Annotated in this window: 26 protein-coding genes; 16 read left to right on the top strand and 10 right to left on the bottom strand. The window is 72.4% G+C overall.

Going from position 1 to position 22,351, the window contains the following annotated elements:
• Nucleotides 1-666: 666 nt before the first annotated feature.
• The 3 genes from DZA62_RS20965 to DZA62_RS20955 are packed head-to-tail and all read left to right on the top strand — an operon-like array spanning nt 667 to nt 2,994.
• Entirely contained in the window at nt 667-1,179 is a 513-nt protein-coding gene (locus DZA62_RS20965) for a cysteine dioxygenase (protein ID WP_116950863.1), read from the top strand.
• The gene (locus tag DZA62_RS20960) at nt 1,176-1,574 is read left to right on the top strand and encodes a rhodanese-like domain-containing protein (RefSeq protein ID WP_116950862.1); all 399 of its coding nucleotides are present in this window, start codon (nt 1,176-1,178) and stop codon (nt 1,572-1,574) included. Before DZA62_RS20965 ends, DZA62_RS20960 begins: the two co-directional genes overlap by 4 nt.
• A gap of 10 nt (nt 1,575-1,584) precedes the next feature.
• Nucleotides 1,585-2,994 (top strand): HAD-IG family 5'-nucleotidase, encoded by a 1,410-nt coding sequence (locus DZA62_RS20955; protein ID WP_116950861.1) that lies wholly within the window; start codon nt 1,585-1,587, stop codon nt 2,992-2,994.
• 49 nt (nt 2,995-3,043) lie between these two features.
• Here the strand turns inward: DZA62_RS20955 and DZA62_RS20950 are convergent, their stop codons facing one another.
• Nucleotides 3,044-3,559 (bottom strand): SDR family NAD(P)-dependent oxidoreductase, encoded by a 516-nt coding sequence (locus DZA62_RS20950; RefSeq protein ID WP_116950860.1) that lies wholly within the window; start codon nt 3,557-3,559, stop codon nt 3,044-3,046.
• Nucleotides 3,560-4,251: 692 nt separating this feature from the next.
• On the opposite strand from DZA62_RS20950, the gene DZA62_RS20945 reads away from it, so the two are divergent.
• Genes DZA62_RS20945 through DZA62_RS20935 form a run of 3 tightly spaced genes read left to right on the top strand, consistent with a single transcriptional unit; the run spans nt 4,252 to nt 7,525 of the window.
• Nucleotides 4,252-5,754: a methionine--tRNA ligase gene (locus tag DZA62_RS20945; protein ID WP_116950859.1), complete on the top strand. Its 1,503-nt coding sequence runs from the start codon at nt 4,252-4,254 to the stop codon at nt 5,752-5,754.
• 53 nt (nt 5,755-5,807) lie between these two features.
• Entirely contained in the window at nt 5,808-6,035 is a 228-nt protein-coding gene (locus DZA62_RS20940) for a potassium transporter TrkA (RefSeq protein ID WP_116950858.1), read from the top strand.
• 5 nt (nt 6,036-6,040) lie between these two features.
• Nucleotides 6,041-7,525 carry a cation:proton antiporter domain-containing protein gene (locus DZA62_RS20935; RefSeq protein ID WP_116950857.1) on the top strand — a complete coding sequence of 495 codons (1,485 nt, stop codon included), beginning with the start codon at nt 6,041-6,043 and terminating at the stop codon, nt 7,523-7,525.
• Between the two features lie 29 nt (nt 7,526-7,554).
• Here DZA62_RS20935 and DZA62_RS20930 read toward each other — a convergent pair whose 3' ends face one another.
• Both DZA62_RS20930 and DZA62_RS20925 read right to left on the bottom strand, forming a co-directional pair.
• Nucleotides 7,555-8,079, bottom strand: a complete 525-nt coding sequence (locus DZA62_RS20930) for a GNAT family N-acetyltransferase (RefSeq protein ID WP_116950903.1) — start codon at nt 8,077-8,079, stop codon at nt 7,555-7,557.
• 10 nt (nt 8,080-8,089) lie between these two features.
• A complete protein-coding gene (locus DZA62_RS20925) occupies nt 8,090-8,740 on the bottom strand; it encodes a LysE family transporter (RefSeq protein ID WP_116950856.1) in 651 nt (216 codons plus the stop codon).
• 110 nt (nt 8,741-8,850) lie between these two features.
• On the opposite strand from DZA62_RS20925, the gene DZA62_RS20920 reads away from it, so the two are divergent.
• Genes DZA62_RS20920 through DZA62_RS20910 form a run of 3 tightly spaced genes read left to right on the top strand, consistent with a single transcriptional unit; the run spans nt 8,851 to nt 10,670 of the window.
• On the top strand, nt 8,851-9,462 hold the full coding sequence (locus tag DZA62_RS20920; protein ID WP_116950855.1) for a pyridoxamine 5'-phosphate oxidase family protein: 612 nt from the start codon (nt 8,851-8,853) through the stop codon (nt 9,460-9,462).
• Between the two features lie 43 nt (nt 9,463-9,505).
• Entirely contained in the window at nt 9,506-10,120 is a 615-nt protein-coding gene (locus tag DZA62_RS20915) for a class I SAM-dependent methyltransferase (protein WP_116950854.1), read from the top strand.
• 1 nt (nt 10,121) lies between these two features.
• Nucleotides 10,122-10,670, top strand: a complete 549-nt coding sequence (locus tag DZA62_RS20910) for a TrmH family RNA methyltransferase (protein WP_116950853.1) — start codon at nt 10,122-10,124, stop codon at nt 10,668-10,670.
• A 4-nt stretch (nt 10,671-10,674) separates the two neighbouring features.
• On the opposite strand, the gene DZA62_RS20905 is transcribed toward DZA62_RS20910, so the two are convergent.
• Together DZA62_RS20905 and DZA62_RS20900 are read right to left on the bottom strand one after the other, a co-directional pair.
• On the bottom strand, nt 10,675-10,995 hold the full coding sequence (locus DZA62_RS20905) for an AzlD domain-containing protein (RefSeq protein WP_116950852.1): 321 nt from the start codon (nt 10,993-10,995) through the stop codon (nt 10,675-10,677).
• A 2-nt stretch (nt 10,996-10,997) separates the two neighbouring features.
• Complete coding sequence (locus DZA62_RS20900; RefSeq protein ID WP_116950851.1) at nt 10,998-11,702, bottom strand: AzlC family ABC transporter permease; 705 nt, start codon at nt 11,700-11,702, stop codon at nt 10,998-11,000.
• 70 nt (nt 11,703-11,772) lie between these two features.
• Here DZA62_RS20900 and DZA62_RS20895 point away from each other — a divergent pair, with 70 nt between their 5' ends.
• The 4 genes from DZA62_RS20895 (at nt 11,773) to DZA62_RS20880 (ending at nt 14,600) form a co-directional block, all read left to right on the top strand.
• On the top strand, nt 11,773-12,333 hold the full coding sequence (locus DZA62_RS20895; protein ID WP_116950850.1) for a helix-turn-helix domain-containing protein: 561 nt from the start codon (nt 11,773-11,775) through the stop codon (nt 12,331-12,333).
• Between the two features lie 187 nt (nt 12,334-12,520).
• Nucleotides 12,521-12,877, top strand: a complete 357-nt coding sequence (locus tag DZA62_RS20890; protein WP_116950849.1) for a YciI family protein — start codon at nt 12,521-12,523, stop codon at nt 12,875-12,877.
• Between the two features lie 47 nt (nt 12,878-12,924).
• Nucleotides 12,925-14,121: an RNA polymerase sigma factor gene (locus DZA62_RS20885; protein ID WP_116950848.1), complete on the top strand. Its 1,197-nt coding sequence runs from the start codon at nt 12,925-12,927 to the stop codon at nt 14,119-14,121.
• A 203-nt stretch (nt 14,122-14,324) separates the two neighbouring features.
• Nucleotides 14,325-14,600: a hypothetical protein gene (locus DZA62_RS20880; protein ID WP_116950847.1), complete on the top strand. Its 276-nt coding sequence runs from the start codon at nt 14,325-14,327 to the stop codon at nt 14,598-14,600.
• Here DZA62_RS20880 and DZA62_RS20875 read toward each other — a convergent pair whose 3' ends face one another.
• Nucleotides 14,601-15,395, bottom strand: coding sequence for a pentapeptide repeat-containing protein (locus tag DZA62_RS20875; RefSeq protein ID WP_116950846.1), 795 nt, complete (start codon nt 15,393-15,395; stop codon nt 14,601-14,603).
• A 17-nt stretch (nt 15,396-15,412) separates the two neighbouring features.
• Between DZA62_RS20875 and DZA62_RS20870 the strand changes: the two genes are divergently transcribed.
• Entirely contained in the window at nt 15,413-16,156 is a 744-nt protein-coding gene (locus DZA62_RS20870) for a dienelactone hydrolase family protein (RefSeq protein WP_116950845.1), read from the top strand.
• 1 nt (nt 16,157) lies between these two features.
• Complete coding sequence (locus DZA62_RS20865; protein WP_116950844.1) at nt 16,158-16,424, top strand: DUF6295 family protein; 267 nt, start codon at nt 16,158-16,160, stop codon at nt 16,422-16,424.
• Here the strand turns inward: DZA62_RS20865 and DZA62_RS20860 are convergent.
• The 4 genes from DZA62_RS20860 to DZA62_RS20835 all read right to left on the bottom strand — a co-directional run bounded on the left by DZA62_RS20860 (nt 16,414) and on the right by DZA62_RS20835 (nt 20,401).
• Nucleotides 16,414-17,073 carry a dihydrofolate reductase family protein gene (locus DZA62_RS20860; protein ID WP_116950843.1) on the bottom strand — a complete coding sequence of 220 codons (660 nt, stop codon included), beginning with the start codon at nt 17,071-17,073 and terminating at the stop codon, nt 16,414-16,416. The genes DZA62_RS20865 and DZA62_RS20860 overlap by 11 nt on opposite strands.
• A gap of 35 nt (nt 17,074-17,108) precedes the next feature.
• Entirely contained in the window at nt 17,109-17,927 is an 819-nt protein-coding gene (gene ku / locus DZA62_RS20855; protein WP_116950842.1) for a non-homologous end joining protein Ku, read from the bottom strand.
• A gap of 775 nt (nt 17,928-18,702) precedes the next feature.
• Nucleotides 18,703-19,881 (bottom strand): epoxide hydrolase family protein, encoded by a 1,179-nt coding sequence (locus DZA62_RS20840; RefSeq protein ID WP_116950839.1) that lies wholly within the window; start codon nt 19,879-19,881, stop codon nt 18,703-18,705.
• A gap of 37 nt (nt 19,882-19,918) precedes the next feature.
• Nucleotides 19,919-20,401 carry a hypothetical protein gene (locus DZA62_RS20835; RefSeq protein WP_157987803.1) on the bottom strand — a complete coding sequence of 161 codons (483 nt, stop codon included), beginning with the start codon at nt 20,399-20,401 and terminating at the stop codon, nt 19,919-19,921.
• 254 nt (nt 20,402-20,655) lie between these two features.
• Between DZA62_RS20835 and DZA62_RS20830 the strand changes: the two genes are divergently transcribed.
• Nucleotides 20,656-22,332, top strand: coding sequence for a purple acid phosphatase family protein (locus DZA62_RS20830; RefSeq protein WP_116950837.1), 1,677 nt, complete (start codon nt 20,656-20,658; stop codon nt 22,330-22,332).
• The last annotated feature ends 19 nt before the right edge of the window (nt 22,333-22,351 follow it).

The following is a 22,351-nucleotide window of genomic DNA, read 5'->3' as shown; positions in this document are numbered from 1 at the left end:
TCGACGTCCGCGAATGACCGTGGCGTCGGCTGCGGAGCACGAGGCGTGCCCACACCTCCCCCGTCCCCGTGACAGCTGCCACGTTCTGAGACCCCGCGGCCGTGGGTCAAGTGGTCCTTCGCCGGCGCGAAGCGCCCGTCAGTCCGCTTGAGGCGCGGTTGCGCGGCTCAGACCATGGGCAGCAGAGGGACGACCAACCGTCGCCCCCGGCCAACGGCGCAGTCCCGAGCCAACCCCACGACCCCACGGCCAACCGACCCCCGACGACCGACCACCGAACAACCCAGCAACGCCAGCAACGGTCGCCACCGCCGCCGCCACCGGCGACGAACCGACCGACGACACCCACAGCGTCAGTTCCAGGCGAGATCACCCCCGGACCCAGAAGTCCCCGAAAGATCCCACCGCCGACCCCGTGCTTCACCAGCCCGGCAACGTGGAGACGCCACAAGAGCCCACAGCCGCCCAGCCCCGCACCCCATAGTCCAGCATGTGGACACCACTTGATTCCTAGCGAGTCGCTGGGGATTATCGTGCGCATGCAGGCTTCCGCGCTGGTGCTCGTCATGCGACGGCACATCGACCTCAAGCGCACCTGCACGGCCATCTGTCGCTGACCTCCGGTTCCTTCAGCATCCCTTTCGGCGCGTCCACCGGAGATCGGCCATGACCATCGCCCTGCCTCGTCCCGCCCGCCACGACGGGCCGACACCCGTCTCGTTGCACGACCTCGTCGACCTGACCCGCATCGTCGCCGCGCAGGTGCGGGAGGGCCGGCACCCGGTCCACTTCGACTCCGACGACCGCTGGTCGGTCCGGCTGTCCAGCGACCCGTACACCGACGTCTGGCTGATCAGCTGGACGCAGGAGCAGTCCACCGAGTTGCACGACCACGCCGGCTCGCTCGGCGCGCTGACCGTCGTGTCCGGCGTGGTCACCGAGCGGTTCTGGACGCCGTCCGAGTCGGGGTTGCGCGAGCGGCGGCTGCGCGACGGCCGGGGCGTCGGGTTCCCGGTCGGCCACGTGCACGACGTCGTCAACACCGACCCCGCGCCCGCCGTGACGGTGCACGCGTACTCGCCGCCGCTCACCGCGATGGGCTACTACGAGGTCGACGGCGCCGGCGCGCTGCGGCGGGTGCGGACCGTCCTCACCGACGAGCCGGAGCCGGCCCGATGAGCCCCCGCGTCGACACGCTGCTGGACACGGCTCGGTCGCAACTGGTCCGGCTCGACCCGGAGCAGGCCGCGCACGCCGTCACCCACGAGCGGGCGCTCCTGGTCGACACCCGCCCGGCCGCGGACCGCGAACGGTTCGGTGCCATCCCAGGCGCGCTGGTCGTGGAGCGCAACGTGCTGGAGTGGCGACTCGACCCGACCAGCCCGCACCGGCTCGAGCAGGCCGACGACCCGCGGCGCACCGTCATCGTGTTCTGCAACGAGGGCTACGCGTCCAGCTTCGCCGCCGCGTCGCTGCGCGACCTCGGACTGGTCAACGCGACCGACCTGGTCGGCGGATTTCACGCCTGGGCTGCGGCGGGTCTTCCGGTCACGGGAGCGTCCGCCACCCCCTAGTCTCGGGGACATGACGCCTCCGGACGGGCTGCAACGCGGTGTCTACGCCAACCGCACACTGAACCTGCGCTCGGTGCAGGCCATCGGCTACGACATGGACTACACGCTCATCCACTACCGCACCGACGCGTGGGAGCGGACGGCCTTCGAGCACGCCACGCGGGTGCTCGCGGCCGGCGACTACCCCGTCGCCGGCCTGGTGTTCGAGCCCGACCGGTACCTGCAGGGCCTGGTCATCGACCTCGACCTCGGCAATCTGGTCAAGGCCACCCGGTTCGGCTACGTCATCCAGGCCCAGCACGGCACCCGTCAGCTCTCCTTCGACGAGCTGCGCACGACCTACAACGGCGTCACCGTCGACCTCAACAACCCGCGGTTCCGGTTCATGAACACGCTGTTCACCATCTCCGAGTCCGCGCTCTACGCCCAGTTCGTCGACCGCCTCGACGACGGCACCATCCCCGGTCCGCTCGGCTACGACGAGCTGTACCGCATCGTGTCGGCCGCCCTGGACGAGTCGCACACCACGGGCGCGCTGAAGGCGGAGATCGTCGCCGACCCGGACCGCTTCTGCGACATCGATCCCGACACCGCCCAGACGCTCATCGACCAGCGGCTGGCCGGGAAGCGGCTGCTGCTCATCACCAACAGCGACTGGTCGTACACGAAGGCGATGATGAGCTACGCCTTCGACCGGCACGTGCCGTCCGGGTCGTGGCGCGACCTGTTCGACATCGTCGTCGTGGCCGCCGCGAAGCCGCGGTTCTTCTCCGAGGTCGAACCCGTGTACCGCGTCGTCGACGCCGACCGCGGCCTGCTGCAGCCGCACTGGGGCCCGTTCAAGACCGGCGACGTCTACCACGGCGGCTGCGCCCGGCAGGTCGAGCAGAGCCTCGGCCTCACCGGCGCCGAGATCCTCTACGTCGGCGACCACCTCTTCGGCGACGTCCATGTCACCAAGTCCGCGCTGCGCTGGCGCACCGCGCTGATCATGCGCGAACTGGAGGCCGAGATCGCGGCCGCGCAGACGTTCGCCCCCGACGAGGCCGAACTGCGCCGCCTCATGGTCGAGAAGGCGGTCCTGGAGGACCGGCTCGCGCAGGCCCGCATGGCGCTGCTGCGTCCCGATTCCTCCGCGTCGCGCGAGGCGGTCGAGTCGCTGCGCGAGTCGCTGCGCACGTTGGACGAGCGCATCGTGCCGCTCGCCCGCGCCGCCGCCGAGCTCGGCAACCCGACGTGGGGCCCGATGATGCGCGCCGGCAACGACAAGAGCCTCTTCGCCCGCCAGGTCGAGAAGTACGCCGACATCTACACGTCGCGCGTGGCGAACCTGGGGCTGCGCACGCCGTTCGCGTTCCTCCGCGCGGCACGGACGTCGCTGCCGCACGACCTCATGCCCCGCGAGATCGCGCCGGAGTAGTCGGACGGGACCGGCCGGCCGAGTCAGGCGAAGTCGTCCCGCAGCCCGCTCAGTGGTGGCCGCCACTGACCTTGATGACCTGGCCGGTGAGCCAGGACGCCTGGCCGGAGGCGAGGAAGACCACGGCGTCGGCGATGTCGGACGGACGGCCGACGCGGCCGAGGGGCAGGTGCGGCAGCAGGCTCTCGACCAGCTCGCCGGACATCCAGCCGGTCTGGACCGGGCCCGGCGCGACGGCGTTGACCCGGATGCCGGCCGGACCCAGCTCGACGGCCGCGGCCCGGGTGAACGCCTCGAGCGCCGCCTTCGAACTGCCGTAGCCGACCTGACCGGGGAAGCACTGCGCCGCGTCGGTCGAGATGTTCACCACCGCCCGGGCCGCCGCCTCGGCGTCGCCCAGGCGGTGCTCGAACGAAACGCCCTCGGGTGCCGGCACTCCCCCGTCGTGATGATGGACGGCGACGCGTGCGCCCTGTGCCGCGAACGCCCGCGCGGTGGCTTCGCCGATGCCGCCGTCGGCGCCGGTGACGAGCACGACCTTTCCGCTCAATCCGGTATCGATCACACCGTCAAGCCTGATCGAAAAGCCGACCCAGGTGCAACCAGTTTAATCCGGACATCCCGCCCGGAGAATAGCCGTGAAAAAACCGTCCGCGTATGCCCGGGGAAATCCCAGAGGCATACGCGGACGGGTGGTGGGGAGCCGCCAAGCGCCCACCGGATGGAGAAGGGCTTACGTGCCGGTTTCTCAGCCGAGCAGGCCGGTCACGGTCCCCAGAAGCTGGTTGACCAGCGCGACGATGCTGTCGAGGAGGCCGGAGAGTGCGTCCATGATCGTGACTCCTTCGGATGAAGACCTTCGGTGGCGAACCGCGGGGCCAAGCTCTTGTCCGGACGACCCCGAGTTCTTGACTGTGAGTCTAAGCAGCGAAAGTAGTTGCGCAAGGAGAAACGAAGAAATCTTTCCTTGCGTGTCGCCCAATAGGCATTCTCGACGCACAGAATGCCGTTCAAAGACGGACATACCTGTCTTGACACGCGGCATCACCGAGTTGTCACAGTTAGTCGCTGGGGTTCGGCGCAGGTCACACGTATCCTTGACGCCATGACCCAGTGCACCCGGTCGATGATGCGCCCCGTCCAGGGGTCTCTCGGCGTGCGCTGACACCGTCACCACACCACCAGCGAAGCCCCTGCTCAGCGGGGGCGTTTCGGGTGTCCGCACTCCCCCGCCGCGCCAGGGCGAGGGAGTTCACCATGACCACCGACCGCTACTACGTCACCACGTCAATCCCGTACGTCAACGGCGCGCCGCACCTCGGACACGCGCTCGAGCTGGTCCAGGCCGACGTCCTGGCACGGCACCGGCGCCACCGCGGGCGATCGGTCCGGTTCCTCACCGGCACTGACGACAACGCCCTGAAGAACGTCGTCGCCGCGCGGTCGGCGGGTGTGCCGATCAGGGAGTTCGTCGACGCCAACGCCGCCAGGTTCGTCGCGCTGCACGAGCCGCTGGCGCTCTCGGTCGACGACGTCATCCGGACCAGCGCCGACCAGCGGCACCCGCCGGGCGTCCGCCTGCTGTGGGAGCGCTGCGCCGCCCGCGGCGACTTCTACCGGCGCCGCTACACCGGGCTGTACTGCGCCGGCTGCGAGCAGTTCTACACCGCGTCCGAACTGCCCGGCGGTGCCTGCCCGGAGCACGGCGTCGCTCCCGAGCAGGTCAGCGAGGAGAACTGGTTCTTCCGGCTGTCCCGCTACCAGGACGAGCTGCTGCGCGTCCTGGAGTCCGGCGCGGTCCGGATCGAGCCGGCCGCCAAGCGCGCCGAGGTGCTCGCGTTCGTCCGGGCCGGCCTGCGCGACATCAGCGTGTCGCGGCCGGCCGAACGGGCCGGCGGCTGGGGCATCCCGGTCCCGGGCGACCCGGCCCAGGTGGTCTACGTCTGGTGGGACGCCCTGGCCAACTACGTGACGGCGCTCGGTTACGGCGGCGCGGACGAGGCCTACCGCGACTGGTGGACCGGCTCAGCCGACCGCGTCCACGTCATCGGCAAGGGGATCGTGCGCTTTCACGCGGTGTACTGGCTGGCCCAGCTGCTCTCCACAGGGCTGCCGCTGCCGACCGCGATCCTCGTGCACGACTACCTCACGGTGGACGGCGCGAAGATCGCCAAGAGCAGCGGCGGCACCGCCGACCCGGCCGCCCTGGCGCGGCGGTACGGCGCCGACGCGCTGCGCTGGTGGTTCGTCCGCGAGGTCCCGCGCACCGGCGACACCGACTTCACCGAGCACCGGCTGGTCGCCCGGCACGACCTCGAGCTGGCCAACGGACTGGGCAACCTGGTGCAGCGCACCCTCACCCTGGCCCACCGGCTGCACGACGGCGTGGTCGGCGCGCCCGACCCCGGCAGCGAGCTGGTCGCGTCCGCCGGCGCGCTGCCGGCCGCCGTCGACCGGGCGCTGGACGGGTTCGACCTGCGGGCCGCGACGGCCGCGCTGGTCGCCGTCGTCGACCTCGGGAACCGGGTCATCGAGGCGGACCGGCCCTGGGAGCGGGACCGCCGCGGCCGCCCCGAGGTGGGCGCCGTCCTGGCGGGGCTGGTGCACGCGTGCCGGGTCGTCGCCGCGGAGCTGGAACCGTTCGTGCCCGGCGGCGCGGCCCGGCTGCGAGCCCAGCTCGGCGCGCCCGGCGACCCCGGGGTGGCCCGGCCCGAACCGGCCTTCGGACGGCTGGCGCCATCCGGCGCCCCACGACCCTAGACTCGGTCACTGTTCGCCGGGAACGGTGTCGCAGGGAAGGAAGGGGACCCATCATGGGCCAGGGCGTGCACATGCAGGAACTGCCGGGCATCGGCAAGCGGTACGACATCGACCTCGGCAGCCCGACGCAGCGGGTCTCGGTCGTCGTCCGCCGCGGCGACATCCGCGACCTCTACGTCTTCACCAGCAAGGGCGACGAGCCGACCGCCGTCCTCGAGCTGAGCCGCGAGCAGGCGCTGAAGCTGGGCGCCGTGCTCACCGGCACGTTCTTCGAGGGTTAACGCCGGTGCACGCAGACCTCATCGGGCTGGGCGCGATCGTTCTGCTCGCCGGGCTGGTCGCCCGGATCGGCCGCCGGTACGGCTTCCCGACGGTGCCGTGCTACATGCTCATCGGCATCCTGTTCGGCCCGGGAACGCCGGGCCCGGTGCTGATCGATCACCCCGAGGACCTCGCGCTGCTCGCGTCGCTGGGCCTGGTGCTGCTGCTGTTCCATCTGGGGGTGGAATTCCCCGCCGAACAGGTCCTGGGCAGCGGGAGGCGGCTGTTCATCGCCGCCGGCGTCTACATCGCGCTCAACGTCAGCGCCGGCCTGGCGCTCGGCTTCGCGCTGGGCTGGGGCACGTCCGAGGCGCTGGTCATCGCCGGCGCGCTCGGCATCTCGTCGTCCGCCATCGCGACGAAGCTGCTGATCGAGCTGCGCCGGCTGACCAACGCCGAGACGCCGATCATCCTCGGTGTCATCGTCATCGAGGACATGTTCCTCGCGTTCTACCTGGCGCTGCTGGCGCCGGTGCTGAACGACTCCGGCTCGACCGCCGACTTCGTCGTCGACCTGCTCGTCAGCTTCGGCTTCCTGGTGGCGCTGTTCGCGCTGGCCCGGTGGGGCGCGCGGGCCATCGCCCTGCTCCTGGACTGTCGCGAGGACGAGCTGCTGGCCATCATCATGGTCGGGCTGGTCGTGCTGGTAGCAGGCGTCGCGCTCGAGGTCGGGGTCTCCGAGGCCATCGGCGCGCTGATGATCGGCCTGGTGGTGTCGCGGACGTCGCTCAAGGAGCGGGTCGAGCAGCTCGTGCTGCCGTTGCGCGACGTGTTCGCGGCGATCTTCTTCGTGTCGTTCGGGCTGACCATCGACATCGGCGACCTGGGTACCGTCGCGGTGCCGGTGGCGGTCGCCGTCTGTGTCACGCTGCTGACCAACCTCACCGCCGGGATCTTCACGGCCCGGCTGTTCGGGTTCAACCAGCGCGCGGCCACGAACATCGGCCTGACGGTGCTGGGCCGCGGCGAGTTCTCGCTGATCCTGGCGACGCTGGCCATCGCGGCCGGCCTGGACGAGCGCATGGGCCCCTTCGTCGCGCTGTACGTGCTGGTGCTGGCCATCGCGGCGCCGCTGCTCGCGTCGCAGTCCCAGCACTTCGCCCGGTTCGTGCCGGACCGCCTGCTGCGCTCGCGCTGGAAGTACGTCCAGTCCGAGACCATGAGCACCGCCTGCATCCACCAGGACCAGATGGAGGTCACCGACACCGACGTCGACGTCTGCCAGCAGTGCGTCGACGAGGGCGGCACCTGGGTGCAGCTGCGGCTGTGCATGAAGTGCGGCACGGTCGCCTGCTGCGACGACTCGCCCCGGCGGCACTCGCGGGCGCACTACGAGGCCGAGCACCACCCGATCATCCAGTCGCTGCAGCCCGGCGCGGACTGGCAGTACTGCTACGTCGACGAGATCCTCGTGCGCGAGCCCCTGGGTCAGGCCCGGACCGGCGGCTAGGGCGTTGTCTCCCAAGGGCACGCCCTGAGTCAGCTAGCGATATAGATCCACTCGAGGCCGTCGAAGCCGAGCCCGTCGAGGTGCTCGGCCCTGGCCAGCCCGGCCCGGACGGCGACCCGCTGCGAGGCGTGGTTGTCGGGCCGGATCCGGGCGACCACGGCCACGCCCGGCAGGTGCTTCGCGGCCCATTCGACGGCGGCGCGGGCGGCCTCGGCGGCCAGCCCGCGCCCCCACCACGCCGGGTCGAAGCCGTAGAACAGGTTCGTCACCTGGTCGTCGTGGAACCACATGTACTTGAGTCCGCAGAAGCCGACCGGCCGGTCGGACTCACGCCGCAGCACCGTCCAGTAGCCGAACCCCTCGGTGCGCCAGTGCTCGTCCCAGCTGTGGAACAGGCTCTCCGCGCCGTCGCGGTCGCGCAGCAGGTTGGACGGGTTGTGCTCGCTGGCCCGCGGGTCGCGGTAGATGTCGAAGATGACGTCGACGTCGTCGGCCCGCGGCCGCCGGAGCAGCAGCCGGTCCGTCACGAGCGTCGCGTGCCCGGCGTCCCTCACCGACGCGACGTTACCCGCCACTGGTGCCGACCATGCGAACGGCCAGCACGAGAATGACAGCGCTGGACACGAACGCCGTCACCAGCCTCCCGCGCGGGCCCGTCACGTACCGTCCGAGCAGCGCTCCCCCGCCGGCCAGCAGCAGTTGCCAGCTGGCGGACGCGGCGAACGCGGCGGCGACGAACGCCACCGCCTCGGCGCCGCCGGCCAGTTCGGCGCCGCTGCCGATGACCAGCGCGGCGAAGTAGACGACGGTCAGGGGGTTGATCACGGTGATGCCGGCGAACGTGACGAACGCCCCGACCGGCGTGACGCGGCCGGCGCGGACGTCGCGACCGGCGCCGGGGCCCGCCGCGGCCGCACCGGCACGGTGCCGGCGGTACGCGGCGATCGCCCCGACCGCGGCCATGACCAGCAGGACGACGGCGGAGGCCCAGCGCAGCGGGACCGCGTACGGCTCGACGGCACCGGCCAGCGCGGCGCCGCCGAGCACCGCGGCGATGGCGTAGCCGCCGTCCACGGCCGCCACGCCCAGCGCCGCGCCCGCGCCCACCGTCAGCGAGGTGCGCGCCGTCAGGGCCACCAGGTAGGCGCCCACGGCGCCCACCGGGATCGCGATGCCGTAACCGGCCAGCAACCCCGCGACGATCGCCGAGGTCATCGCGCAGCCGTGAACGGCCTCCAGCCCCGGCGCGTCTGCTGCTGCTTCGTCACCGCGCGGCGGGCGACGACGGGCAGCGGACGGACACCGGAAGTCGAGATCATGGACGGATGATGGCAAACGACGACGGCGCGTTCAACGCAGTTTCCGGCCCGCCGCTGGAACTGCTCGCGGGCTGGCTGGCCGAGGCAGCCGCGGCGGGCGCCGGCGACCCGCGCTGCTTCACACTCGCGACCGCCTCGGCAGACGGCACGCCGCACGCGCGGACGGTGCTGGCCACCGGCGTCGACGACACGTCGGTGCGGTTCACCACGTCGCGTCCGTCGGTCAAGACCGCCGACCTCGCCGAGAACCCGCGCGCGGCCGGCGTCTTCCACTGGCCGACGCTGACCCGGCAGGTCACGCTGCACGGCCACGCCGCCGAGTTGCCGCCGGACGAGGTGCGCGCGGCCTACGCGCGGCGCTCGCCCCAGCTACGCGCCCTGGCCTGGGTGTACGAGGAGCTCGGCGGGCGTGCGCCGGCCGGGCCGGGCGAGGTGCGGCCGGTGTTCGCCCGTCACCTGGAGCTGGACCCCCAGGCGCCGCCCCCGTCGTGGACGACGTTCGCCCTGCGCCCGGACCGCGTCGAGGTGTGGTGGATGCCCGACGACGCCGGCCCGCCCAGCCGGGTCCGCTTCGACCGCGTCGGCGGCGGGTGGACGCGTCGGTTCGTCCTCCCGTGACCTACCCTGTGAGCCATCCCGTCCGATCGATGGAGGCCCAGCCTTGCCCGAACCGCCCGAGCACTACTACGCGAGTGAGCCCGGCGTGGCCAGCTCGAGGCGGACCATCGACGTCGTACTGCCTGACCTGCGGCTACGACTCCTGACCGACACCGGGGTCTTCTCCTTCCGCCAGCTCGACCCCGGCACCCGGGTGCTGCTGGAGAACGCGCCGCCGCCGGCCGTCCGCGGCGACCTGCTCGATCTCGGCTGCGGCTACGGTCCCATCGCGCTCGCGCTGGCGCACCGGCGCAAGCGCCGCCGGGTCTGGGCCGTCGACGTCAACGAGCGGGCGCTGGAGCTGGTGCGCGAGAACGCCGCCGCGGCCGGTCTGGGCGGCGTCCGGGCGGCGCTGCCCGACGACGTTCCCGAGGACGTGCGGTTCGCCGCGGTGTACTCCAATCCGCCGATCCGGGTCGGCAAGGCCGCCCTGCACGACCTGCTGCTGCGCTGGCTGCCGCGGTTGCTGCCCGGCGGCGCGGCGTACCTCGTCGTGCAGCGCAATCTCGGCGCCGATTCGCTGGCGAACTGGCTGGCCGAGGCCGGCTTCCCGACCCGGCGGCTGGTCTCCCGGACCGGCTACCGGGTGCTCGAGGTCCAACCCCTGCGATCGGAGTAGCGTGCGACAGCTCGGCGGAACGGAACTGAAGCGACTGCACCGGTCGTGGCGGCGGAAGGACTCCTTCCGGCTGTCGTTGCTGCTGGAGGACGTGCAGTCGCCGTTCAACGTGGGCTCGATCATGCGGACGGCGGCCGCGCTCAGCGTCAGCGAGCTGTACGTCGTCGGGCGCACCGCCGCGCCGAGCTCGCCGAAGGCGCAGAAGACCGCGCTCGGCACCGGCCGCTACCTGTCGTGGAGCACGCACGAGGAGGTCACGACGGCGGTCGGCGCCGCCCGGGCCGACGGCTATCTCGTGGTCGGCCTGGAACTGGCCGACGAGGCCGAGCCGCTGGCGGCGCTGGACCTGCGGCGCGACGTCTGCATCGTGCTCGGCAACGAGGACCGCGGGTTGTCGGCCACCTGCCTGAGCCTGTGCGACGCGGTCGGTTACGTGCCGCAGACCGGCCGGGTCGGCTCGCTCAACGTCGCCGCCGCGGCCGCCGTCGCCTGCTACGAGGTGCGCCGGCAGGCCTGGGCCGACGCGCCGGCCGCGCCGGACGCGGAGTAGCCGCTCACGGGAGGCCGAGCAGCCGCAGGACGGCGGCGGTCCCGGCCGCGGCCAGCACCACCACGACGAACGGCGCCCGCCGCCAGGCCAGCACGGCCCCGACCACCACGCCGGCCGGGCGGGCGACACTGTCGAACTCGCCGCCGTCGAGCATGGTGGCGGTCGCGACCAGCGCGGCCAGCAGCACGACAGTCGACACCCCCAGCAGCCGCTCGACCCGGGGCGGCAGCGTCACCCGGTCGCGCAACGCGGGTCCGGCGTAGCGGAACGCGAACGTCCCCACGCCCAGCACGAGCACCGCCGCGACGAGCGTCGTCTCCGACATCGTCATGCCGTCACCTCCTCGGGCCGCGACGTCGACCCCGGCCGGGCCAGCGCGACCACGACCCCGGCCAGCGCCAGCAGCACCGGCAGCCCGGCCTGCAGGAACGGGGCCGTGGCCAGCGCGATCGCCACACCGGTGCCCGCCGCGAGCGCCGTCGTCCGGTCCCGCAGCGCCGGCAGCACCAGCGCCAGCAGCACCGCCGGGAACGCGGCGTCCAGCCCGAGCGCGGCCGGGTCGCTGACCACCGTCCCGATCGACGCGCCGGCCAGCACGCCGACGTTCCAGCAGACGAACAGCGCCACCCCGCAGCCCCAGTAGGCCGCCCTCCGTCGCTGCCCGGCCGGCTGGGCCAGCGCGAACGCGACCGACTCGTCGACCATGACGTGGCTGCCCGCGAGTCGCTGCCAGCCCCGGCCGACGACGTCGCCGACGGTGAAGCCGAACACGACGTGCCGGACGTTCACCAGTAGCCCGGCCAGCACCGCGGCGACCGGGTTGCCGCCCGATGCGACCAGCCCGACGAACATGAACTGCGCCGCACCCGCGAACACCACGACCGACAGCAGCATGGGCGCCCACACCGGCAGCCCTTCGCCGACGGCGATGGCGCCGAAGGACAGCCCCACCACCGCGTCGGCGACACACACGAGCGCGATGTCTCGCGCCAGCGCCCGATCGGCGCGTAGTGTTCGGTAGATCGAACGCATGGCCACTAGATTGAACGACCCGACAATCGTTCGTCAAGACGAACGATAGACCGATGGAGCGAACGATCCGATGAGCCAGCCGCCCGGCGCCCCGCTCGCCGTCATCGCCGCGTCCCTCCAGCGCGAACGGCGCCGCACCGGCCTGTCGCTGGCCGAGGTGGCCCGGCGAGCGGGCATCGCGAAGTCGACGCTGTCGCAGCTGGAGTCGGGCGCCGGCAACCCGAGCGTCGAGACGCTGTGGGCGCTGAGCGTCGCGCTGGACGTGCCGTTCGCGCAGCTCGTCGAGCCGCCGCGGCCCCGCGTCCAGGTGATCCGCCGGGGCGAGGGCCCGGCCGTCGCGTCCGAGCGCTCGGACTACGTCGCGACCGTCCTGTCCGCCAGCCCGCCCAACGCGCGCCGCGACATCTACCTCGTCACCGCGCAGCCGGGCGAGCCGCGCGCCTCCGACCCGCACATGCCCGGCGTCGTCGAGCACGTCGTGCTGAGCACCGGCCGGGCGCTGGTCGGGCTCACCGACGACCCGGTCGAGCTGGCGCCCGGCGACTACGTCAGCTACCCCGGTGACCTCCCGCACGTGTTCCGTGCGCTCGAGCCGGACACCGTGGCCGTGCTCGTCTCCGAACATCACTGAAGATTTCTCCGCCGGGTTGTCGATTCGCCGTCCGGTCGCGTGTCGAGGGTGTGTAAGGCGACACCCGAAGGAGACGATCGAGAGAGATGACTCAGCAGTGTCAGTCCACCTGGACGGGCCGGAGGCCCGCCCTGCCCTCGCTCGACGACCTCCACCCCACCCGCACCGACACCACAGAGGAGTCCTGATGACCCAGTACGCGATTCTCATCTTCGAGCGCGAGGCCGAGGGCGGCCAGACGGCCGAGCTGCCGCCGGAGATCATCGCGGCGCACGAGGCGCTGCCCGGCCGCATCGTCGAGAAGGGCGGCAAGGAGCTCGGCGGCATCGCACTGGAGCCCAGCGCCACGGCGACGACGATCCGCGGCGACCTCGTCACCGACGGCCCGTTCATCGAGACCAAGGAGGCGCTGGCCGGCGTGTTCGTCATCGAGGCCCGCGACCTCGACCACGCCATCGAGCTGGCCGCCCTGACGCCCATCGTCAGCGGCGGCGTCGAGGTGCGGCCGCTGGTCGGGCTCGACTTCTCCGGGCTGACGTCCTGACCGTCGAGTCCGCCGTCGCCGACGCGCACCGTCGCGAGTGGGCCTTCGTGCTCGCCGCGACGGTGCGCGTCACGCGCGACCTCGACGCTGCCGAGGAGGCCGTCCAGGACGCCTACGTGCAGGCGCTGACCCGGTGGGGCCGCGACGGCGTCCCGGCTCGGCCCGGCGCGTGGCTGACGACGGTCGCCCGGCGGACCGCGCTCAACAACCTGCGGCGGCAGCGGACCCTGCGGGCGAAGCTGCCGCTGCTGCTGATGGACGTCGACGACTCCGCGTCCGTGGAGGCCGCGGTGCTCGACGACGCCGCGCCGATTCCGGACGACCGGCTGCGGCTGATCTTCACCTGCTGCCACCCGGCGCTGTCACAGGAGGCGCAGGTCGCTCTGACGCTGCGGCTGGTCTGCGGCGTCAGCACCCCCGACATCGCGCACGCGTTCCTTGTCACCGAACCGACGATGGCGGCCCGGATCACCCGGGCCAAGAAGAAGATCGCCGCGGCGCGCATCCCCTACGTCGTTCCCGCGGCGGCCGACCTCCCGGCCCGCGTCGACGCCGTCCTCACCGTCATCCACCTGCTGTACGCGACCGGGCACACCGCGCACTCCGGCGAGAACCTGGTCCGCGACGAGCTCACCGGCCGGGCTCTCGACCTCGCCCGCATGCTGCGCCCGCTGCTGCCGTCGGAGCCGGAGACGGCCGGGCTGCTGGCGTTGCTGCTCGTCCACCAGGCCCGCCGCGCCACCCGCACCGACGCCGACGGCCGGCTGCTGCGGCTGGAGGAGCAGGACCGGTCGGTCTGGGACGCCGCGCTGATCGAGGACGCGGACCGGCTGGTGGTGGGCGCGCTGCGGGCCGGCCCGCCGGGACGGTTCACGCTCCAGGCGGCCATCGCGGCGCTGCACGCTCAGGCGCCCGGCTATGCCGAGACCGACTGGCCGCAGATCCTCACCCTGTACGACGAGCTGCTCCGCCGCTGGCCGTCGCCGGTCGTCGCGCTGAACCGCGCCGTCGCCGTCTCGATGGTGGACGGACCGGCGGCCGCGCTCGCGGAGGTGCTCGAGCTCGAGGAGGACGGCCGGCTGGCCGGCTACCGCTATCTGCCCGCCACGAAGGCCGACCTGCTGACGCGGCTGGGCCGGCACGCCGAGGCGGCCGCGGCCTACCGGGCGGCGCTGGCCCTGAGCGACAACGCCGCCGAGCAGGAGTTCCTGCAGGACCGCCTGAGCCGCACGCTGCCGCCATGAGCCGGCGCGGCCCGACGGCGACGAGCGCCCGCCCTCCTGCGGGGCGAAGTGGTGCGCGACGGCGTGCGTACTCAGGTGATCTGGCCGCCGGCACCCGCTTGCAGGACGAGCGGCGAGGTCGCCTTTTTCACACCGGGTAGCACGGTCGGGAGCGGCTGAGCGCCGGTGAGGAACCGGGGGCCGGCCGACCCCGTCCCACCTGTATGGACCGGTTCGCGGTCGCCGTGCTGTCGGCCGGCGGCGGGCTCGACGGCGGGCACGACGCCCAAGTGCTGGGCGAGCTCGTCCTCGACGGCGGCCGCACACCGGTCGTCTGGCCCGAAGGCGCCCACTGGCAGGCCGAGCCGCCCGCCGTCGTCCTCCCCGACGGCGAGGCGGTCTCGGTCGGTGGGGCGGTCAACGGCAGCGGCGGCTACCTGACCCGTGACCAGATCGCCCTGTTTCACCCGGGCAGCACCGTCGAGAGCGGCCTTCCCTGATCAGCTCGTCCAGTGCGGCGGGCGGTCCAGGCCGGCGGGCAACCGGGTCGCGGCATCGCCGACGGCCGCAGCTGCCTGGGGCTGGGTGAGGAAGAGCGCGGCCGAGAGGTCGGCGCCGCGCAGGTCGGCCGCCCGGAAGTCGGCGCCGATGACGTCGGCACGGTCGAGTGTCGCACCACGGAGGTCGGCGCCGATGAGGTAGGCGCTGCGCAGGTCGGCGCCGGTGAGGTCGGCGCCGCGCAGCTTCTTCCCGATCAGGTCCGCGCCACGCAGGTCGCGGGCCGGCGTGCCCGCGCGCGCCAGCCGGGACGCCTCGCGCAGCAGGACGTCCGCGTCGGCCCGCAGCGCCGCGACGTCCACGTCCGCCAGCTCGGCAGCAGGCGCCCCGACGATCCGCGCGGCCCGGGCGGCCTGCTCGTCCAACGCCGGAAGCAGGGACGCCGCCGCGGCGATCCCGCGGGCCGCGTCGAGGTGCCAGAGCAGTTCGTGCAGCGGCCGCAAGACGGCGAACGCGGCGAGCATCTCCTCGCGTACGGCCGGCCCCGACCGCCAGGTCGCGCCACCGAACGTCACCTGCACCACCTGCTGGCCGGCGCCGAAGCAGTCGTACACCGTGCAGCCGGGGAACCCCCGCGGCCGCAGCTCGGCGTGGATGCCGCAGCGGGAATCGTCGCGCAGGTTCGGGCACGGCTCCCCCGCCGGCTTGTCGATGGCGAAGTCGGCCGAGCGCGTCAACGCCGGCCCCACGCAGCACACTCCGGCGCAGCGAGCGCAGTCGGCGCGCAGTTCGAGCACGTCCGTAGCATACGGACGTGACCGACTCCCTGAGCGCGCGGACCGTCCACCTGCCGGGCGCCGACGGCGACGACATCGAGGGCTACCTCGCCCGGCCCGGCGGCGACGACCCCCGCGGCGGGGTCGTCGTCATCCACCACATGCCCGGTTGGGACCGCGCCACCAAGGAGATCACCCGCCGGTTCGCCGAGCTGGGTTACGACGCGCTCTGCCCGAACCTGCACTACCGCGAGGCGCCCGGTGCCGCCCCTGACGACGCGGCCGCGGTCTCGCGGGCCCGTGGCGGCGTGCCCGACGACCGGTTGGTCGGCGACGTCGCGGGCGCGGCCGCGTACCTGCGGGCGCTACCGACGTCGAACGGCCGTGTGGGCTCGATCGGCTACTGCTCCGGCGGCCGTCAGTCGGTCCTCTCCGCCTGCCACGTCGACCTCGACGCCGCCGTCGACTGCTACGGCGCGTTCGTCACCGGCACCCCACCCGAGGGCCATCCGCTGCAGGTCCCGAACCTGGTCGACCAGCTGCCGCGGCTGAGGGCGCCGCTGCTCGGACTGTTCGGCAACGACGACCGCTACCCGTCGCCCGCGCATGTCGACGAGTTGGACCGGCGGCTCACCGACCTGGGCAAGCCGCACGAGTTCCACCGCTACGACGGCGCCGGGCACGCATTCTTCGCGGTCGACCGGCCGTCCTACGTGGTCGCCGCCGCGAACGACGGCTGGGAGCGCGTCGGTGCGTTCTTCGCCACTCACCTGGGAGCCTGACATGTGCACGTACGCCACCGTCCGCATCCCCACCGACGGCAGCGCCAAGGGTCCGGGCGGTGCCTGGTTCCACGTCACCGACGCCACCGTCTACTTCGACCATCCGGTGCACGCGATGGCCGAGCACACGCTGAACATCGACCTCTCCGACCCGTCCCGTGGACCGTCCGCCCGGGTCGCCGTCGAGCTGACGGCGTCGGCCGCGCGGGAGCTGATGGCCGCCGTCCAGGCTGCCCTCGACTCCGCGCCGCCCGAGCTCACGACGTAGCGGCGCGCTCGAAGCGTGCGTGCACGGCGTTCTCGCCGGCGGTGAACCCGGTGCACGTGTAGCCCGGCGCGCCGACGCCGTCGTCGAACAGTCGCTCGCCGCCGCCCAGCAGCACCGGCGAGATCGCGATCTCCATCTCGTCGATCAGCCCGGCCCGCAGGTACTGCCGGATCGTCGACGCGCCGCCGGCGACGATGACGTCCCGCCCGCCGGCCGCGTCGAGCGCCCGCTCCCGGGCCGCCTCGATACCGTCGGTGACGAAGTGGAACGTCGTGCCGCCCTCCATCTCGACGGACGGGCGCGGGTGGTGGGTCAGCACGAACGTGTGGTGGTGGTACGGCGGGTTCGGGCCCCACCAGCCGGTCCAGCTCTCGTCCGGCCAGGGGCCGCGGACCGGGCCGAACATGTTGCGGCCCATGATCGTCGCACCGACGTTGCGCCAGAGGTGCTGGGCGAACTCGTCGTCGACGCCGGTGCTGCCGCCGTCCTCACCGGTCATCGCGTGGAAGGTGCGGGTCTGGACGACCCAGTCGTGCAGCCGCTCGCCGTCGACGCCCAGCGGAGCGTCGAGGCTCTGGCTGGGTCCGGCGCCGTAGCCGTCGACGGACACGGAGTAGGTGTGGACGCGGAGCTTCTGTGTGGTGGTCATGCTCGTAGGTCGGAGTCAGCGTCGGGTCTTCGACATCAGGCGGCGGACTTCTTTCGCGCCGTCTTGCGCGGGGCCGTCTTCTTGCGCGCGGCCGCGACGCTCTCCTGCAGCGCCGTCAGCAGGTCGGTCGCGCCCGTGGCGGCCGGCGCGCTCTCGGCGACGACCTCCTTGCCCTCGCGTTTGGCCTCGACCAGTTCCTCGACCCGTTCGGTGTAGGTGTCGCGGAAGCGCTCCGGCTTCCACGGCTCGGTCATCGCCTCGACGAGGTCGACGGCCATGCCCAGCTGCTTGCCCTTCGACGATGCTCTGGGCAGGTCGCCGAGCTCCTTCACCGGGTCGCGGATCTCGTCGGCGAAGTACATCGTCTCCAGCACGAGCACCGGGCCGGACGCGCGGACGCAGGCCAGGTACTCCTTGCCCCGCATGACGAAGGTCGCGACGGCCGCGCGATCGGTCTTCTCCAGCGCCGTGCGCAGCAGCGCGTACGACGGGGCGGTGTCGTCGTCGGCCGGGCCCAGGTAATAGCTCTTCTGGAAGTGGACCGGGTCGGTCTCGGCCAACTCGACGAACTGCTCGATCTCCAGCGACCGCGACCGCCCCGGCGCGATCTCCTCCAACTCGTCCCGCTCCACGATGACGTACTCGCCGCCCCCGACGTCGTGCCCCTTGACGATGTCGTCGTACCCGACCTCGTCGCCGGTGCGCTCGTTCACCCGCCGGTACCGGATGCGATCGGACGTGCCGCGTTCGAACTGGTGGAAGTCGACCTCGTGCTCCTGTGTGGCGGAGTAGAGCCGCACCGGGATCGAGACCAGCCCGAAGCTCAGGAACCCACTCCAGATCGACCGTGCCATGACCGGCCAATACCCGGGCCCGGCGCATGACATGCGCGGCAGCCGGGTAGCGGACCGACATGAGAGCGGCCGTCCTGAACTGCACGCTGACACCGTCACCGCGGCCGTGGAACACCGCACTGACGGGGTCGACGTCAGGGCGTTCCGGCTCGCTGACCTGTCCGTTCCGCCCGGTGTCGAACGGACCTCGGCGCCGGCGACGACTAGCCTCGGGCGCACGACGTGATCGTCGGCGCCGAGATCCCGGTGGTGGCGAGTCCCACCTGGGTCGGCCGGCCGTCGTCGCCGGCGCAGCGGGCGCTGGAGCGGATGGACGCGATGATCACCGGCACTCGCCGCGGACCCACGCCCCGCCCCACCTGGCTGAGGCCGACGGCCGCCGCCCCGGCTCGCCTGGTTTGACGTCGGGACTGCCCCCGCCGCCTGGCTGGCATTGGGGGTCGGCGCGCTCCCGCCGTCCGGCTGGCGTCCGGGGGTTGCTGCGGCGCACCTGTCTGCCCCAGACACGCGCCCGCTCTCCCGCGCGACCGAAGGCCACCAGCTGTGATCCCGGCGTGCCGGCCGGCCGTGACCCGACGCGCCGGTCGGGGCCGACGCGGCACCTACCACCCCGCACCCAGAAGCCAGCACGCAGTGCGCCACATCCTGCACGCGCCGGGCGTTCAAGCCGACGCCGGCCGGTCAGGCGTCAACCCGGCCTCCGCCGAGGCCGGCGGCGCGGGCCCCGAGGCCTGCGCGCTCGCTTCGCTCACCGAGTCGGCGGCTCGGCGTGTCGTCAGCTGCCCATCGGCGCCGCCGCACGATACGGGCGGAAGAACGCTCGCAGCTCGTGGGCGTAGCGCTCGGGCTCCTCGAACGGCGCGAAGTGCCCACCCTCGTCGGGCTCGGTGAGCCGGACGAGGTTGGTGGTGCGCTCGAGCCAGGCCCGGGGCGCCCGCACGAGGTCGCCCTTGAACAGCGCGAACCCGGACGGCACCTCGACCCGCCGGGCCAGCTGCTCCGGCGCGATGGCGGCGTTGGCCTGGTACATGCGCATGGACGAGCCGATGGTCGCGGTGAGCCAGTAGATGGTGAGGTTGGTGAGGATGTCGTCCTTGCTGAACCGCCGCTCGACATCGCCGTCGCAGTCGCTCCAGGAGCGCAGCTTCTCGACGATCCAGGCGGCGAGGCCCGCGGGCGAGTCGGTGAGGCCGGCGGCCGCGGTCTGCGGCTTCGTGCGGTGCATCGCCGCGTAGGCGCCCTCCGCCGCGCCCCAGGCGGCGGCGCCCTGGATCCAGCGGCGTTCCTCGGTCGTCAGCTCGGCCGGATCGCCACCGAAGACCGGCACGCCCGCGTCCATGCGGTGGACGGCGACGACGCGATCGGGGTGGTCGAGCGCGAGGTAGCGGCTCACGTGGCTGCCGAGATCGCCGCCCGCCGCGCCGAACCGCTCGTAACCGGCCACGGTCATCAGCCGCGCCCACAGCCCGGCAACGGCGAGGGAGTCGAGTGGCCGGGCCGGGCGGTCGGAGTAGCCGTACCCCGGCAGGTCCGGCACCACGACGTCGAACGCGTCGGCGGGGTCGGCGCCGTGGGCGCCGGGGTCGGTGAGCAACGGGATGACCTTGGTGTAGCGCCAGAAGGAGTCAGGCCAGCCGTGCGTGAGCACCAGCGGCAGCACCGGACCGGACGGCGCGACGGCGCGCGCGTGCACGTAGTGGATGCCCAGCCCGCCGACGGACGCCCGGAAGCGGGGCAGCCGGGCCAGCTCCGCCTCGCGCGCCGGCCAGTCGAACTCGTCGGCCCAGTAGGCGACCAGTTCGCGCAGGTAACCGACGTCGGTGCCGAGGGACCAGCCGGCGTCCTCGGGTGTGTCGGGCCAGCGGGTGGCCCGCAGCCGGGCGCGCAGGTCGTCCAGCTCCGCGGCGGTGGCGCGCGGGGCGAACGGCTGGGGGCGAGGCTGGTCCTCGGTCATGCCAACACCTTAGGAGCCGCCACCGACAAACCCGCGGCTACAGGGTGACGCCGTCCGACCGCGGCAGCACCGAGTCCTCCAGCCGGCCGTCCGGGTCGTACACCGCGCACATCACGGCGCGGTCGCCGTCGGCCCAGGTCTCCGGCGTCGGCAGGATCGGGTAGAAGTCCAGGCCGGACTCGTCCTGGCTGGACCACTGCTGCTCGAATCCCCTGCCGCACTCGTCCCAGCCCAGCTCGGCGACGGCGTCGCGGTCCCAGGGGCCGTCGGGCGCCTGCACGAACATGAACGACTGGTTGTCCGCACCCTCGTCGCACGCGAGATAGAGGACGACGTCCTCGCCGGCGAGTTCAGAGTACTCGGGGTCGGAGAAGCACTCCGTGAGTTCGATGTCCAGCAGCCCGGTGACCCCCGCGTCGACGAACGCGTCGTCCTTGTGCGCCGGCCCGCCGCAAGCGGACAGGGCCAGGACGAGCAGCGCGACGAGCGTCGGACGGCGGGCGGCGGACGGGTCGGGCACGGCCGGATCGTAGGCATCCGCGGATGAACGCGACATGACGTCCGGGTGCCCGCGTGGCCGCCCGGCCGTGGCCATTGGCCGTCGCACCCTGCGACCTCGTCGCAACAAGAGAATCGTTTTCAGGTGTTCATCGTGGGGTCAACGAGCCGTGACCTGCCCGTTCTCGCCGTTTCCGCCTGGTCTGGGATGAATCGATCAGGCTGCCGCGCGTCCCGCCGGCAGCCCCCCGAGAGTGTCCTGGGAGGAGACTCAACGTGAGTGATGTGAGGAAGCGCGGGCCGTTCGGCTCCCGCCGTGCGGCCGGTGCCGCCATCGGCGCCGCGCTGCTCGGTGGCGGCCTGATCGCCGTTCCGGCGGCGGTCGGTGCCGACAGCGAGCCCCCGGTCAAGGTGCCCGACGCCGAGGTGTACGAGCCGTCGGCGCTGCCCGACCGCGTCATCCTGGTCCCGACGGCGACCCCGGCCACCTCGCAGAAGGTGACCTGGCGCTCCGAGGTCGGCGGCGAGTACGCGCAGGCCCAGCTCCTGAAGGCCCCGATCGCCCTCGGCGACGTGCGTCCCGCGGACGGCGCCGTGCGCACCGTCATGGCCGGCTCGACCAACCCGGTCAACACCAGCCTGGGCTACGCCTCGGTCTACCACCAGGTCGAGTTCACCGACCTGGTGCCGAACACCCGCTACACCTACCGCGTCGGCGACGGCGTCAACTGGAGCGAGTGGATCGACTTCACCACGGCCGCAGCCGGGTTCGAGCCGTTCTCGTTCATCTACTACGGCGACATGCAGAACTACATCGACTCCGCCGGCCCGCGGGTGTTCCGGCAGGCCTTCGCCGACCGCCCGGAGGCGAAGGTCATCATCAACGCCGGTGACCTCGTCAACACGGCCAACAGCGAGCTCGAGTGGGGCCAGTGGCATGCCGCCGACGGCTTCATCAACAGCCAGATCAACAACATCTCGGTCACCGGCAACCACGAGTACAGCGGTGGCCAGCTGTCGACGTTCTGGCAGCCGACGTTCCCGAACCCGGAGAACGGCCCGGACTTCGGTAGCGACGCCACGAACGCCGCCCTGCGCAACACCATCTACTCGGTGGACTACCAGGGCGTCCGCTTCATCGGCCTGAACACCAACGTCCAGAGCCAGGCGCCGATCATGGCCGCGCAGACCGCGTGGCTGGAGCAGCAGCTGGCGAACAACCCGAACAAGTGGACCGTCGTGACGTTCCACCACCCGGTCTACTCGGTCGCGTCCGGCCGCAACAACCCGGTCGTCCGCAACCAGTGGGGCCCGCTGTTCGAGCAGTACGGCGTGGACCTCGTCCTTCAGGGCCACGACCACACCTACGGCCGCGGCAGCACCACCGCCTCGCGCCGGTCGGTGACCGTCCACGACAGCACCGTCTACGCGACGTCGGTGTCGGGCGGCAAGATGTACGACGCCGTCGACAGCAACTGGGTCGACAACGGCGCCGACCAGATGTCCGTCGGCCAGGACATGCAGCTCTACCAGATGATCGACGTCACGGCCGACAGCATCACCTACGAGGCTCGCTACGCCAACGGTGAGCACCACGACGGCGTCACCATCCGCAAGAACGACGCGGGTGAGCGCACCGTTCAGGAGATCCGCACACCGGACAACACCGTCGGCGAGCAGGTCGCCGTCGACACGCCGGCGGTGGACTTCAAGGGCACGGTCGGCGTCTCGGCCTGGGGCTACGACCCCGGCGAGACGGTGAACGTCTACGTCCGCAACGTCGAGCGCGGCCAGGACGTCCTGGTCGGCGAGGCGACCGCGGACGAGCTGGGCCGCATCCTCGAGTTGCCGGTGACGTTCCCGTCGTCGGCGAAGAAGCTCAGCACGCACGTCGTGTACCTGGAGAGCGTGAACCAGCAGATCACCAGCCCGGAGATCACCGTCAACCGGTGACGTTCCACCACGCACAGAG

Origin of the sequence: Jiangella endophytica, assembly GCF_003427025.1 — a bacterium.
Classification (GTDB): domain Bacteria; phylum Actinomycetota; class Actinomycetes; order Jiangellales; family Jiangellaceae; genus Jiangella; species Jiangella endophytica.
The sequence above is the reverse complement of the archived record's forward strand: the minus strand, read 5'-3'. Positions and strand labels throughout refer to the sequence as shown.